This is a genomic window from Rathayibacter sp. VKM Ac-2857 (genome assembly GCF_013205025.1).
GTDB lineage: Bacteria > Actinomycetota > Actinomycetes > Actinomycetales > Microbacteriaceae > Rathayibacter.
The window spans coordinates 238,648-251,838 of sequence record NZ_JABMLE010000001.1 but is presented as its reverse complement, the minus strand read 5'-3'; the positions used below and the strand labels follow the sequence as shown (position 1 = coordinate 251,838).

Below are 13,191 nucleotides of genomic sequence, written 5' to 3'. Positions count from 1 at the left end.
GTGCGCGTCCGCTACTTCGCCGCGGCGAAGGCCGCCCTCGGGCGCGCCTCCGACGAGCTCGACGGCGTGGCCGACCTGGCCGCCCTGGAGGCCGCGCTGGTCGCCTCCGAGCCGTCCGCGGCCGACGTGCTCGCCCGCTGCAGCTACCTGGTCGACGGCGTCTCGACGACCGACCGCGCCACTCCGCTGCCCGCAGGCGCCTCAGTGGATGTCCTGCCGCCCTTCGCCGGCGGCTGATCCGCCCGGATCAGCTCCGCCAGCCCACCATCCCGCCGAGCAGCGAGTCCGACGCGATCCCCGCCGCCGCCGCGCGGTCGGCCGCGATCCGCGAGCGCACCCCCGACGCGCAGTGCAGCACCAGCGGCCCCGCGGGCAGCAGCGCCGGATCGAAGCGCGACATCGGCAGCCGCACCGCCCCGGGGATCTCGACGGAGCGGTCCTCGTCGTCCTCCCGCAGGTCGACGACGGTCGGCGGCGTCGGCCCGGCGAGCCGCGCCCGCAGCTCATCGGCGGTCACCGCTCCGGCCACAGCGAGCACCGCGGCCACCGGCGGCACCGCGCGCGCCAGCGGCAGCTCGCTCCACGAGCCGTCCAGCGCGTCGTGCACCACGACTCGCCCGAAGAGCGGCTCGCCGACGCCCGTGACGAGCTTCACCACCTCGCTCGCCATCGCCGAGCCGATCGCCGCGCAGAGAGAGCCGAGCACGCCGACCGTCGCGCAGCTGTCCGCCGCGTCCTCCGCCCCGGGGTGCAGGGCGCGCAGGGTGACCCCGCCGCCGGGTGCGTCCGCCCAGAAGGTGGACAGCTGCCCGTCGAAGCCGAGCGCCGAGCCCCAGACGTGCGGGACCCCGGCCCGGGTCGTCGCGTCGGAGGCGAGGTAGCGCGAGCCGAAGGTGTCGAAGCCGTCGACCACCACGTCCCAGCCGGCGACGAGCGCGTCGGCGTTCGCGCCGGTGAAGGAGACGGGGAAGGCCCGCACGTCGATCCCGGGGGAGAGCCGCCGCGCGGTCGCCGCTGCGGACTCGGCCTTCGAGGAGCCGATCGACGACTCGTCGTGCGCGGTCTGCCGCGCGAGGTTGGACGCCTCGACGACGTCGCCGTCGACGATCCCGAGGTGCCCGACTCCGGCCGCGGCGAGCGCCGTGATCACCGGGGAGCCGATGCCGCCCGCGCCGAGCACGAGCACCCGCGCGTTCCGCAGGCGCCGCTGCCCGAGCTCGCCGAGCGGCGAGAGCCGGATCTGCCGGGCGAAGCGCTCGCGCTCGGCGGCGGTCAGCGGCGGTCCGGGCTCCACGAGCGGGTTCACGGCGACACCTCGGTCGGCTTCAACTGGCCCTCCCGCTTCCACTGCCCCTCCAGCTTCCACTGGCCCTCCACCGCGATCGCCCGGAACCCCACGGCCTCGTTCACGGCGAGCATCGGCCGGTTCTCCTCCGCGTTCCAGGTGTAGACGGCACGGCAGTCCGGGTCGGCCGCGACCAGGTGCTCGAGCGCGTCGAGCTTCAGCAGCATCCCGAGCCGGTGCCCGCGGTGCGCCGGCTGCACGAGCGTCGCGCCCCAGAGCGCGGCGCGGCCCGGCAGCACGTCGACCGTGCAGTAGCCGACCGGCTGCCCGTCCCGAAGCGCGACCGAGGTCAGCTCCACCCGCCCGCCGGCGGTCGACTCGCGGTCGTGCGCCTCCAGCCGCTCGCGGGTCCAGGTCTCCTCCGGCACGGACAGCCCGGCCGTCGGCGCCTGGGCGGACATGCTCGCGCGCAGGGCGAGCATCCCGTCCACGAGCTCCTCGGGCGTCGCGCCGCTCCAGTGCCGGAGCGCGTAGCCGTCGGCGTGCGCGAGCGCACCGCGGCGCCGGGACGCGGCGAGTGTCGCGTCGAGCGGCAGCCGCACCACGCTGACCCGCTCCACCTGCTCGAGCACCCAGCCGCGCGAGGCGAGCCAGCGCGCACCGGGGTCCTCGGCGGGCACGGAGCCGGCGCCCGAGCGCGCGGCCAGGCGCGGCCCCGAGCGGTCGGCGCGGTGCGCGGTCCAGGTCTGCAGCACCGTCCGCCCGAGCGCGTGCGCCTCCGCCGTCAGCCGCTCGAGCAGCGCGGAGCCGACGCCCCGCCCGCGCTCGGCGTCGAGGACCGAGAACGCCAGCCAGGCCGCGTCGTCGCCCTCCTCGGTGCTCCAGTGCAGCTCGCCGCTGCCGACCGCGCGGACGCCGTCGTCCGTCACGAGCTCGGCGAGGAACGCGCGGCGCGGGTCGAACTCCTGCTGCCGCCACTCGCCGAGGTTCGTCTCGGCGGGGAAGCCGAGCTCGTCCGTCCCGGTGCCCTCGGCCTCGACGGCGTTGCCGATCGCGGTGAGGGTGACGAAGTCGTCCCAGCCCTCGGCGCCCGGGTGCTCGGGGATCGGCAGCTCGCGGATCCGGAGCGCGGGGTCGGTGGGGCTCGTCACGTCCCCAGTGTGCACGCCGCCGGGCCGCACCGCGCGGTTCCGCGGCACGGCGGAGCCCGTCGAGTACCGTAGGGAGCGTTTTCGAGCGGAGCGAGGCGGCCGGGTGTACCTGAAGAGCCTGACCCTCAAGGGGTTCAAGTCCTTCGCGCAGCCGACCACGTTCGCCTTCGAGCCCGGGGTCACCTGCGTGGTCGGGCCCAACGGCTCGGGCAAGAGCAACGTCGTCGACGCGCTCGCCTGGGTGATGGGGGAGCAGGGCGCGAAGACCCTCCGCGGCGGCAAGATGGAGGACGTCATCTTCGCCGGCACCTCCACCCGCGGCCCGCTCGGCCGCGCGGAGGTCGCGCTCACCATCGACAACACCGACGGCGCGCTGCCGATCGAGTACACCGAGGTGACGATCAAGCGCACCCTGTTCCGCAACGGCGGCAGCGAGTACGCGATCAACGGCCGCGCCTGCCGGCTGCTCGACGTCCAGGAGCTGCTGAGCGACTCCGGTCTCGGCCGCGAGATGCACGTCATCGTCGGGCAGGGCCAGCTCGACGCCGTCCTGCACGCGACCCCGGAGGAGCGCCGCGGCTTCATCGAGGAGGCGGCCGGCATCCTCAAGCACCGCCGCCGCAAGGAGAAGACCCTCCGCAAGCTCGACGGCATGCAGGCGAACCTGACCCGCCTCTCCGACCTCGCCGGCGAGATCCGCCGCCAGCTCAAGCCCCTCGGCCGCCAGGCGGAGGTCGCCCGGCAGGCGCAGACCATCGCCGCGGTCGTCCGCGACGCCCGCGCGCGCCTGCTCGCCGACGACGTCGTCACCCTCCGCACCGCGCTCGACGGCTTCGCCCGGACGGAGAGCGAGCGGCACAGCGAGCGCCTCGTGCTGCAGGAGCGGCTCGAGCAGAGCACGCTGCGGACCGCGCGGATCGAGTCCGAGATGGTCGGTGACGCGGTGGACGATGCCCGGCGCACCACTTTCGAGCTGGAGTCGGTGCAGGAGCGGCTGCGCAATCTGGCGGCGCTCGCCGGCCAGCGCCTCGCCCTGCTCGAGGCGGAGTCGGAGCAGCCCGCGGTGCAGCCGCGCGTCACGGCGCCCATGGTCGAGGAGGCGCGCGCCGAGCTGGAGCGCCTCCGCGTCGCCGTGCTCGACGCCGAGACCGCGTGGACCGATTCGCAGAAGGCGACGGTGCGCGCCCGCGGCGCCCTGGACGCGACCGACGAGGAGATCGCGGCGCAGTCGGCGCTGGTCTCCCGGCACGACCTCGAGCTGTCCAAGCTCACCGGCCAGGCCGACACCGCCGCCTCCCGCCTCGCCGCCGTCCGCGGCGAGGTCCTCCGCGCGCAGAACACCCTCGACTCCGCCGTGCAGCGCCGCGAGGCCGCTCAGCGCCAGCTCGACGCGCTCGAGGACGAGATCGGCGAGGCGGGCGGCGGCACCGACGGCACGCTCGACGAGGGCTACGAGCTGGCGCAGTCCTCGGTGTTCGAGGCCGAGGGCGAGATCGAGCGGCTCCGCGAGGAGCTGCACGCCCTCGAGCGCGAGCGCGACGGCCTCGCCGCCCGCCGCAGCGCCCTCTCGCTCGCCCTCGACGTCTCCGACGGCTCCGCCGAGCTGATCGCCACCCGTCTCGACGGCGTCCGCGGCCGCGTCGCCGAGCGCATCCAGGTCCGCCCCGGCTACGAGGCGGCGATCGCGGCGGCCCTCGGCGCTGCCGCCGACTCCGTGCTCGCCGACTCGCAGCCCCACGCCGAGGCCGCGCTGGACGAGGCGATCCGCCGCGAGCTGGGCCGGGTCGAGCTGCTGATCGGCGACGCCGCCCGCCCTGCCCTCGCGATCGAGGTGCCGGAGGGGGCGATTCGCGCCCGCGACCTGGTCACCGGCCCCGACGGCGTCCTCGCCCTGCTCGAGCAGGGCGTCGTCGTCGACGACCTCGACACCGCCCGCCGGCTCTGGCCCGCCCTGGCCGGCGGCGAGCACCCCGTCACCGTGGTCACCCGCGACGGCGCCTCGGTCTCCGACGCCGTCCTCAGCGGGGGAGCGGGCGGGCAGCGCAGCCGGCTCGAGCTGGTCTCCGAGCGCGACGCGGCCGCGAGCCGGCTGGAGGAGATCGAGGGCCGGATCGACCGCCTCCGCTTCGACCTCGCCGAGCAGACCGGCGCCCTCCGCGCCGCGAAGGAGCAGTCGCGCCTCGCCCTCGCCGCCCTGCGCGAGCACGACGCCGCCCGCGCCGCGCACACCGAGCGTCTCGGCCGGGTGCGCGCGCAGCTCGAGGGCGCCACCGCCGAGCTCGGCCGCGGCGAGAAGGCCCTGACCATCGCGACCGAGCGGGTCGGCGACGCCGAGGCCGCCGCGCAGAAGGCGAAGGGCGAGCTGGACGTCGCCCGCTCGCGCCCGCGGCCGGTCCTCGACGTCAGCGCCCGCGACGGCCTCCAGCGCGAGGTCGACGCCGCCCGCGAGCGCGAGATCGAGGCGCGCCTCGGCGTCGAGACCGCCAAGGAGCGCGTCCGGGCCGAGCAGTCCCGCGGCGAGTCGCTCGAGCGCCAGCAAGCGGCCGACCGCGCGGCCGCCGACGAGGCCGCCCGCCGCGCGGTGATCCGCCGCCGCCAGCACGACGCCGCGGCCGACGTGACCGGCGCGATCCCCGCCGTGCTCGCCTCCGTCGACCGCTCGGTGCAGCAGTCGCGCGCCGAGCTGCTGCGCGCCGAGACCGCCCGCTCGCAGCAGAACGAGGAGCTGCAGGCGCTGCGCCGCGAGGAGGGCGTCCTCCGCGACCGGCTGCAGAGCGTCACCGAGAGCGTGCACGGCCTCGAGCTGCAGATCTACGAGAAGCGCCTGCAGCTCACCGGGCTGCTCGAGCGCGCCGGCTCCGAGCTCGGCCTGATCGAGGACGTGCTGGTCGCCGAGTACGGCCCCGAGGTCCCGGTCCCCGACGAGACCGATGCGGAGGCGCCCGCGCGCCCGTTCGTCCGCGACGAGCAGCGCCGCCGCCTGGACAAGGCCGAGAAGCAGCTCGGCCAGCTCGGCCGGGTGAACCCGCTGGCCCTGGAGGAGTTCGCGGCTCTGGAGCAGCGCCACGTCTTCCTCACCGAGCAGCTGACCGACCTCACGAACACCCGGCGCGACCTGCTGACGATCATCGAGGAGCTCGACGAGACGATGCAGACGGTCTTCGCCTCGGCCTTCGACGACACCCAGGCTGCCTTCGCGGACGTCTTCCCGGTGCTCTTCCCCGGCGGCACCGGCAGCATCCGGCTCACCGACCCGGAGAACCTGCTGACCACCGGCATCGAGGTCGCGGTGCGCCCGGCCGGCAAGAAGATCGAGCGGCTGTCGCTGCTCTCCGGCGGGGAGCGCTCGCTCGCCGCGGTGGCCTTCATGGTCGCGATCTTCAAGTCGCGCCCGAGCCCGTTCTACATCATGGACGAGGTGGAGGCGGCGCTCGACGACGCGAACCTCGGCCGCCTGCTCAGCATCTTCCAGGACCTCCGCACCTCGAGCCAGCTGATCGTCATCACGCATCAGAAGCGCACGATGGAGATCGCCGACGCCCTCTACGGCGTCTCGATGCGCCAGGACGGCGTCTCGGCCGTGGTCGGCCAGCGCGTGGAGGCTCCGGCGGTCTGACGAGCGATGGGCGCTCTGCGGCACGCGGCGCTCAGCCCGGGCTGAGCGCCGCGCTACTCTGGGCCGCATGCGAGCAACCGTCCGGGATGTCGCCACTCGTGCCGGGGTGAGCCCGAAGACCGTCTCGAACGTCATCAACGGCGTCGTGTTCGTGAGGCCCGACACTCGGGAGCGCGTCGAGGCCGCCATCGCCGAGCTCCACTACGTGCCCAACCTCAGCGCGCGCGGTCTGCGCAACGGCCGCTCCGGTGCGATCGCCCTCGCGTTCCCCGACCTGACCACCGAGTACTCCGCCGCCATGCTCGACATGTTCGTGGAAGCCGCCCATGAGCGTGGGTGGTCGATCCAGATGGAGCAGACCGGCAGGCGCCCCGACCGCGAAGGGGAGCTGCTCTCGCGTGCGCGCGAGCACCTCATCGACGGCCTCGTCCTCAACCCGGTCAGCCTGAAGCTGAGCGCCATCGTCGGCACCGCCGAGCTGCCGCCGATCGTCGTGATCGGCGAGGTGGAGCAGGATCTCGTCGACAGGGTCGCCGTCGACAGCGTCGCCGCCGCTCGGGAGATGACCGAGCACCTCCTCGCGCGCGGCCATCGGCGCATCGCGGTCGTCGGGACGGACGGCCCCGACTCCGATCGGGCGTCGGCGCGAGCGCGGACGAAGGGCTACCGCGAGGCCCTGGCGGCCGCGGGTGTGCCGAACGACCCGGCCCTCGAGATCATGACGGAGGACTGGGTTCCGAGCGTGGCCGGGGAGGCGTTCGCCCGCGCGCTCGACGCGGGAGTCGAGATGGACGCCGTCTTCTGCTTCACCGACTCGATGGCGGTCGGAATTCTGAGCATCCTGTTCGCTCGGCACATCCGGGTGCCGGAGCAGATCGCCGTCGCCGGCTTCGACGACGTGCGCGGCGGCCGCTTCGCGTCCCCGCCGCTGACCACGGTGTCCTTCGACAAGCGCGCCTTCGCCGAGACCACGCTGTCGGTGCTCGCGGAGCGGATCGCCGACCGGTCCCTCCCACCGCGCCGGATCTTCATCCCGCACGAGATCATCGCGCGGGCGTCCACCGCGACGGACCGGGCACTCACGGACTGATTCTGCGAGGCGACTCGCTCACAGGTCTTGACTCCCCGTTACAACGATGTAACGCTGCTGTCCAAGCGCTACGACCGACTCGCTCGCGGGCCGTCGTGCACAGTTCTGGCACGGGCGCTGCCACACGACGAGGAGGTCGACATGGTGTCACCATTCACCCGACGGGCGTTTCTGGGCGGTTCTCTCGCCGCGGCGAGCACTCTCGCTCTCGCCGGCTGCGCGAGCAGTCCGATCGGAGCCGGCCTCTTCGGCAGCCCGCTCAACCCCGAGCAGCTCATCTTCTGGAGCCTCTTCGGCGGCGGCGACGGCACCCGGATGCAGGAGATGCAGGCGGGCTACGCGGACGCGAACGGCGGCCCCGGCTCGCTGCAGGCCACCGTCTTCGCGTGGGGCAACCCGTACTACTCCAAACTGACGCTCGCCACCGTGGGCAACAAGCCGCCGGACGTCGCGGTCGCGCACCTCACGCGGGCGAAGCCGCTGTACGACGGCGGGATCCTCGACCCGATCACGGAGGAGGACCTCGCCTCGGTCGGCATGTCCTCCGCCGACTTCAACCCGGCCTCCTGGGACGCCCAGAAGACGGACGATAAGAACATCGCGATCCCGCTCGACACCCACCCGCTCGTGATGTTCTTCAACTCCGACATCTGCGGCCAGGCGGGACTCCTCGATCCGGACGGGAAGCTGAAGGACCTCACCGGCCTCGAGACGTTCGAATCCGCGCTCGACGCGATCGCGAAGGTCACCGGCGGCACGGCGATCACCTTCGGGAACGTCAACGAGACCGCGACTCCCTGGCGGGTGTTCTGGACGCTCTACAACCAGATCGACGGCGTGACGCCGTTCCTCTCCGACAACGGAGCGACGATCTCGGTCGACGAGGACGCCTTCCTCCGGGTGACCACGACGATCCAGGACTGGGTGGACAAGGGCTGGCTGAACACGGGCCTCGACTACGCCGGTGCGCAGACGGCGATGTTCACGGGACAGTCCGGCATCTTCCTCCAGGGGGAGTGGGAGATCACCACGGCGCAGTCGATCGAGGGCCTCGCCTTCGGCATGGTGCCGGTTCCGCAGCTGTTCGACAGGCCGGCCGTGCAGGCCGACTCGCACACCTTCGTCCTGCCCCGCAAGGACCGCACCCCGGAGCAGCGCCTGCAGGCGATGGGCTTCATCAAGTCGATGCTCGACCAGGGCCAGACCTGGGCGATGGGCGGCCACGTGCCCGCGTACCTCCCGACCCTCGAGAGCGCCGAGTACAAGGCGCTCGAACCGCAGGCCGACTACTCGTCCGCGGCCGACTACGCCGTCTATGACGACCCGGCCTGGTACGGCGGATCAGGATCGACCTTCGAGGTCACCGTGGGCGCGCAGCTCGCCCTCGTCCAGCAGCTGTCGCTGTCGCCCGAGGGAGCCTTGAAGGCCATCCAGGATCAGCTCGCGATCTACACGAACACCCCCAGCCCCCTCTGACCCGCTCTCGACCGCTGACCCCTGGAGGTACAACGACGTGACCGCCGCACCTGCCCTCATCCGCCCCGCCCCGACATCGACGTCGAGTAGCGGCACCACGGGATCCCGCCGCACTCGCGGCGAGAGCCGGGGAGCCTGGCTCTTCATCGCTCCCTTCGGACTCTTCTACCTGGCCTTCCTCCTCGGGCCGGCCGTCTGGATGGTCGTCTCCAGCTTCTTCAACACCTCGACGGTGCGAGCGGGTCTGGGCTCGTTCGCCGGCGTCGCGAACTACGCCGAGATGCTCTCGCGCGCCGACTTCTGGAGCGCGATGTGGCACACGCTCCAGTTCACGCTGTACACGGTGCCCCCGCTCGTGATCATCGCCTTCGTCTTCGCGATCCTCACCAACCGGGTCCGGCACGGGCAGTGGTTCTTCCGCCTCGCGTTCTTCCTGCCGTACATTCTCCCGTCGGCGACCATCTCGCTGATCTGGCTGTTCATCTTCACGCCGGGCACGGGCCTGTGGGCGACCGCGCAGGGCTGGTTCGGCATCACCGGCGCGACCGGCGTGCTCGCGGACCCGAGCACCGCGATGATCGGCATCGCGATCGCCACCGTCTGGTGGACCCTCGGCTTCAACTTCGTCCTCTACCTCGCCGGACTCCAGGAGATCCCGCGCGAGCTGTACGAAGCCGCGGCCATCGACGGGGCGACGCCCTGGCAGCAGATCCGCTTCATCACGCTGCCGCTGCTGAACCGCACCACGACGCTCGTGATCCTGCTGCAGATCATCGCGTCCCTGAAGATCTTCGATCAGGTCTACCTGATGACGTCCGGCGGCCCCGGCATCTCGACCCAGGTCGCACTCTCCCTCGTCACGAACGTCGGTTTCACGGACAACCGCCTGGGCGCGGCCTCCGCCGCGTCGGTCCTCCTCCTCATCGTCATCGTCGCCATCGCGCTGATCCGTCAGTACATCGACCGCGCCGCCACCCGAAAGGCGGCCTGATCGTGGCCATCACCGACGCTCCTCGTGCCACGAAGTCGCCGATCTCCGGTGCGGCACCGATGGCCAGGCCGACCGCAGCCCGCGTGGGCACGGGCAACCGGACCTTCGGCATCGTCTCGGCCGTCGTCCTCGTCGTCTTCGCGATCATCTGGCTCATCCCCAGCCTGTTCGCGCTCAAGACGTCACTGACGGCCAACGGGGTGGCTGCGCTCGGTGCCCCGGCGATCATGAAGGACCTGAACCCCACCCTCTACTCCTACGCCACGCTCCTCCGAGCCGGTGACATCTGGAACTGGTACCTCGCCTCGGGCATCACCTCGGTCGTCACGGCCGTGCTGACCGTCCTCTTCGCCTCGATGGCGGCCTTCGCGCTGTCACGACTGAAGTTCCGCGGCTCCAACGTCGTGCTGCTGCTCATCCTGTTCGGGATCATGATCCCCGGCCAGGTGCTGATCATCCCGATCTTCCAGGAGCTCGGCGCTCTCAATCTGCTCAACACCTACTGGTCGGTGATCTTCCCGCAGGTCCCCGCCGCTATCGCGGTGTTCATCTTCAAGCAGTTCTTCGACGGGATCCCGAAGGAACTCGAGGAGGCCGCCCGCATCGACGGCGCCGGCCTGTGGAAGATCTACTGGTCGGTCATCATGCCGCTCTCGCGCCCGGTGATCGCGGCCGTCGTGATCCTCACGTTCGTCGGGGTGTGGAACAACCTCCTGCTGCCGCTGTTCGTGCTCTCCAACCCGAATCTGATGACCATCCCGGTCGGCCTCGCCACCGTGCAGGGCTCGTTCGGCCAGCGCTTCGCCGACATCCAGGCCGGCGCTCTGCTGGCCGCACTCCCGCTGATCGTCATGTACCTGGCGTTCCAGCGTCAGATCGTCGAAGGCGTCACCGGTTCGGGCCTCAAGGGCTGACCTCCACGCCCCCGCCCCCGGGCGGGCACCCACTCGTCCCTCACACCTACGTCAGGAGCTCCATGCCCACGGCACACATCGTCATCGACCGCGACTTCACGATCGGCCCGGTGCCGCGTCGCCTGTTCGGCTCGTTCGTCGAGCACATGGGTCGCTGCGTCTACACCGGCATCTACGAGCCCGGCCACGAGCAGGCCGACGAGCGCGGCTTCCGCCGGGACGTCCTCGCCCTCGTCAAGGAGCTCGGCCCCACCGTCGTCCGCTACCCGGGCGGCAACTTCGTCTCCGGGTACAACTGGGAGGACGGCGTGGGCCCCGCGGCCGAGCGTCCCCGCCGCCTCGACGGTGCCTGGCACACGGTGGAGAGCAACGCCTTCGGGCTGCACGAGTTCGTCGACTGGTCGAAGGAGGCCGGCGTCGAGATCATGGAGGCCATCAACCTCGGCACCCGCGGCGTCGACGCGGCTCGCGAGCTCGTCGAGTACGCCAACCACCCCGGCGGCACCGCCCTGTCGGATCGCCGCATCGCCAACGGCGCCGCGGATCCGTTCGACATCAAGCTCTGGTGCCTCGGCAACGAGCTCGACGGCCCGTGGCAGATCGGCCACAAGACGGCCGACGAGTACGGTCGGCTCGCTCAGGAGGCCGGCAAGGCGATGCGCTTCGTCGACCCGTCCATCGAGCTCGTGGCCGTCGGATCGTCCAACTCGGGGATGGCGACCTTCGGCTCGTGGGAGCACACCGTCCTCTCCCACGCCTACGACGAGGTCGACTACATGTCGATGCACGCCTACTACCAGGAGCACGACGGCGATGCGGCGTCGTTCCTCGCGTCCTCCGTCGACATGGACTACTTCATCGAGTCGGTCGTCGCGACCTGCGACGCCGTGCGGGCCAAGCGCAAGGCGAAGAAGTACATCGACCTCTCGTTCGACGAGTGGAACGTCTGGTACCAGTCGGGGCTCGACACCGACGACCAGCCGAGCGCTGTCTCGCAGTCGTGGCGCGAGCATCCCCGCCTCATCGAGGACACGTACAGCGTGACCGACGCCGTCGTCGTCGGAACCCTGCTCAATTCGCTGCTGCGTCACGGCGACCGTGTCTCGATCGCCAACCAGGCGCAGCTCGTCAACGTGATCGCGCCGATCCGCTCGGAGGAGAACGGGCCGGCCTGGAAGCAGACGATCTTCTGGCCGTTCGCCCGGATGGCGGCGCTCGCGCAGGGGCAGATCCTGCGCACGGCAGTGACCTGCGACAAGGTCGACGCGGGCACCTTCGGCGACGCCGACCAGGTCGACGTCTCGGCGACCTACGACGCCGATCGCGGCGTCATCGCGTTCTTCCTCGCCAACCGCGGACTCGACGACGCATCGGCCGTCTCGATCTCGCTGCGCGGCTTCACGGGCGGCCGGGTGCTGCGCGCGGAACTGCTGGAGGTGCCGTCGGGGGGCACGCGCCACACGGCGAACACGCTCGAGGCGCAGGACGCCGTCGGGCTCGTGCCGCTCGCGGGAGTGGCGGTCGACGGTTCGGTCGTGACACTGGCGCTGCCCGCGCTGTCGTGGGCGGTCGTGGAGGTGTCGGTGAGCGCGGCGTAGGGGAGGGGCCGGTGCTGTGGACGCGCGCGGACCCGCCCCGCGCCGCAGCCCGCCCCCCGCGCGCCGGTAGCCTGGGCGCATGGCAGAACGCAGCTCCTGGTCGCTCGGTCGCGCACTCCGCGGCCTGTTCGAGAAGCGCACGATCGACGAGCAGACCTGGGACGACCTCGAGACGGCCCTGATCACCGCCGACTTCGGGCCCGACATCACCGAGGAGATGGTCGAGGACCTCCGCGCCAAGGTCGCCCGCTACAACACGACCGACCCGCGCGACCTCCAGCGGATGCTCCGCGAGTCGCTCGAGGAGCGCCTCTCCAAGTACGACACGACCCTGAAGCTCAGCGAGCGGCCCGCGGTCATCCTGGTCGTCGGCGTCAACGGCGTCGGCAAGACCACCACCATCGGCAAGTTCGCGAAGTTCCTCCGCAACTTCGACCGCAGCGTCGTGGTCGGCGCCGCCGACACCTTCCGTGCCGCCGCGGTCGACCAGCTCGCCACCTGGGCGCAGCGCGCCGACGCGCAGATCGTCCGGCCGCAGCAGGAGCGCCAGGATCCGGCCTCGGTCGCTTACCAGACCGTCGAGTACGCGAAGACCCACGGCATCGAGATGGTCATCATCGACACCGCCGGCCGCCTGCACACCAAGGGCGGCCTGATGGACGAGCTCGGCAAGATCAAGCGCGTCGTCGAGAAGCAGGCGCCGATCTCCGAGATCCTCCTCGTCCTCGACGCGACCACCGGCCAGAACGGCCTGATGCAGGCCCAGGCCTTCATCGAGCACGCCGGCGTCACCGGCCTCGTCATCACCAAGCTCGACGGCTCGGCCAAGGGCGGCTTCGTCCTCGCCGTCCAGGAGAAGACCGGCATCCCCATCAAGCTCGTCGGCCAGGGGGAGGGCATCAACGACCTCACCGGCTTCACCCCCCACGTCTTCGCCGCCCAGCTCGTCGCCTGACCCGGGGGAGCCCTCCCTCCCCCTCCGCGAGATGCCACTTGTGCCCGCGACACGCCGCGAAACGCGTGCACAACTGGCATCTCGCGAAGGAGACCGGACGCCGCCGCAGCCTCAC

10 protein-coding genes are annotated in these 13,191 nt (G+C 71.9%); 8 read left to right on the top strand and 2 right to left on the bottom strand.

Going from position 1 to position 13,191, the window contains the following annotated elements; genetic code table 11:
• The gene (locus HQQ86_RS01130) at positions 1–237 is read left to right on the top strand and encodes a MoaD/ThiS family protein (protein ID WP_367948505.1); all 237 of its coding nucleotides are present in this window, start codon (positions 1–3) and stop codon (positions 235–237) included.
• 10 nt (positions 238–247) lie between these two features.
• Here the strand turns inward: HQQ86_RS01130 and HQQ86_RS01125 are convergent, their stop codons facing one another.
• Together HQQ86_RS01125 and HQQ86_RS21905 are read right to left on the bottom strand one after the other, a co-directional pair.
• Positions 248–1,306 carry a ThiF family adenylyltransferase gene (locus HQQ86_RS01125; protein WP_367948504.1) on the bottom strand — a complete coding sequence of 353 codons (1,059 nt, stop codon included), beginning with the start codon at positions 1,304–1,306 and terminating at the stop codon, positions 248–250.
• Complete coding sequence (locus HQQ86_RS21905) at positions 1,303–2,436, bottom strand: GNAT family N-acetyltransferase (RefSeq protein WP_173285764.1); 1,134 nt, start codon at positions 2,434–2,436, stop codon at positions 1,303–1,305. The genes HQQ86_RS01125 and HQQ86_RS21905 overlap by 4 nt, the downstream gene beginning before the upstream one ends.
• Positions 2,437–2,539: 103 nt before the next feature.
• On the opposite strand from HQQ86_RS21905, the gene smc reads away from it, so the two are divergent.
• From smc to ftsY, 7 genes are all read left to right on the top strand, one after another.
• Positions 2,540–6,052 carry a chromosome segregation protein SMC gene (smc, locus tag HQQ86_RS01115; RefSeq protein ID WP_173285762.1) on the top strand — a complete coding sequence of 1,171 codons (3,513 nt, stop codon included), beginning with the start codon at positions 2,540–2,542 and terminating at the stop codon, positions 6,050–6,052.
• A 67-nt stretch (positions 6,053–6,119) separates the two neighbouring features.
• Complete coding sequence (locus HQQ86_RS01110) at positions 6,120–7,142, top strand: LacI family DNA-binding transcriptional regulator (RefSeq protein WP_173285760.1); 1,023 nt, start codon at positions 6,120–6,122, stop codon at positions 7,140–7,142.
• A 141-nt stretch (positions 7,143–7,283) separates the two neighbouring features.
• Positions 7,284–8,618: an extracellular solute-binding protein gene (locus HQQ86_RS01105; protein WP_173285758.1), complete on the top strand. Its 1,335-nt coding sequence runs from the start codon at positions 7,284–7,286 to the stop codon at positions 8,616–8,618.
• Between the two features lie 37 nt (positions 8,619–8,655).
• Positions 8,656–9,609, top strand: coding sequence for a carbohydrate ABC transporter permease (locus HQQ86_RS01100; protein ID WP_173285756.1), 954 nt, complete (start codon positions 8,656–8,658; stop codon positions 9,607–9,609).
• Positions 9,610–9,611: 2 nt separating this feature from the next.
• Entirely contained in the window at positions 9,612–10,523 is a 912-nt protein-coding gene (locus HQQ86_RS01095; protein ID WP_367948503.1) for a carbohydrate ABC transporter permease, read from the top strand.
• Positions 10,524–10,585: 62 nt separating this feature from the next.
• Entirely contained in the window at positions 10,586–12,121 is a 1,536-nt protein-coding gene (locus HQQ86_RS01090) for an alpha-N-arabinofuranosidase (RefSeq protein WP_173285754.1), read from the top strand.
• A 79-nt stretch (positions 12,122–12,200) separates the two neighbouring features.
• Positions 12,201–13,076 carry a signal recognition particle-docking protein FtsY gene (gene ftsY, locus HQQ86_RS01085; RefSeq protein WP_123445706.1) on the top strand — a complete coding sequence of 292 codons (876 nt, stop codon included), beginning with the start codon at positions 12,201–12,203 and terminating at the stop codon, positions 13,074–13,076.
• The last annotated feature ends 115 nt before the right edge of the window (positions 13,077–13,191 follow it).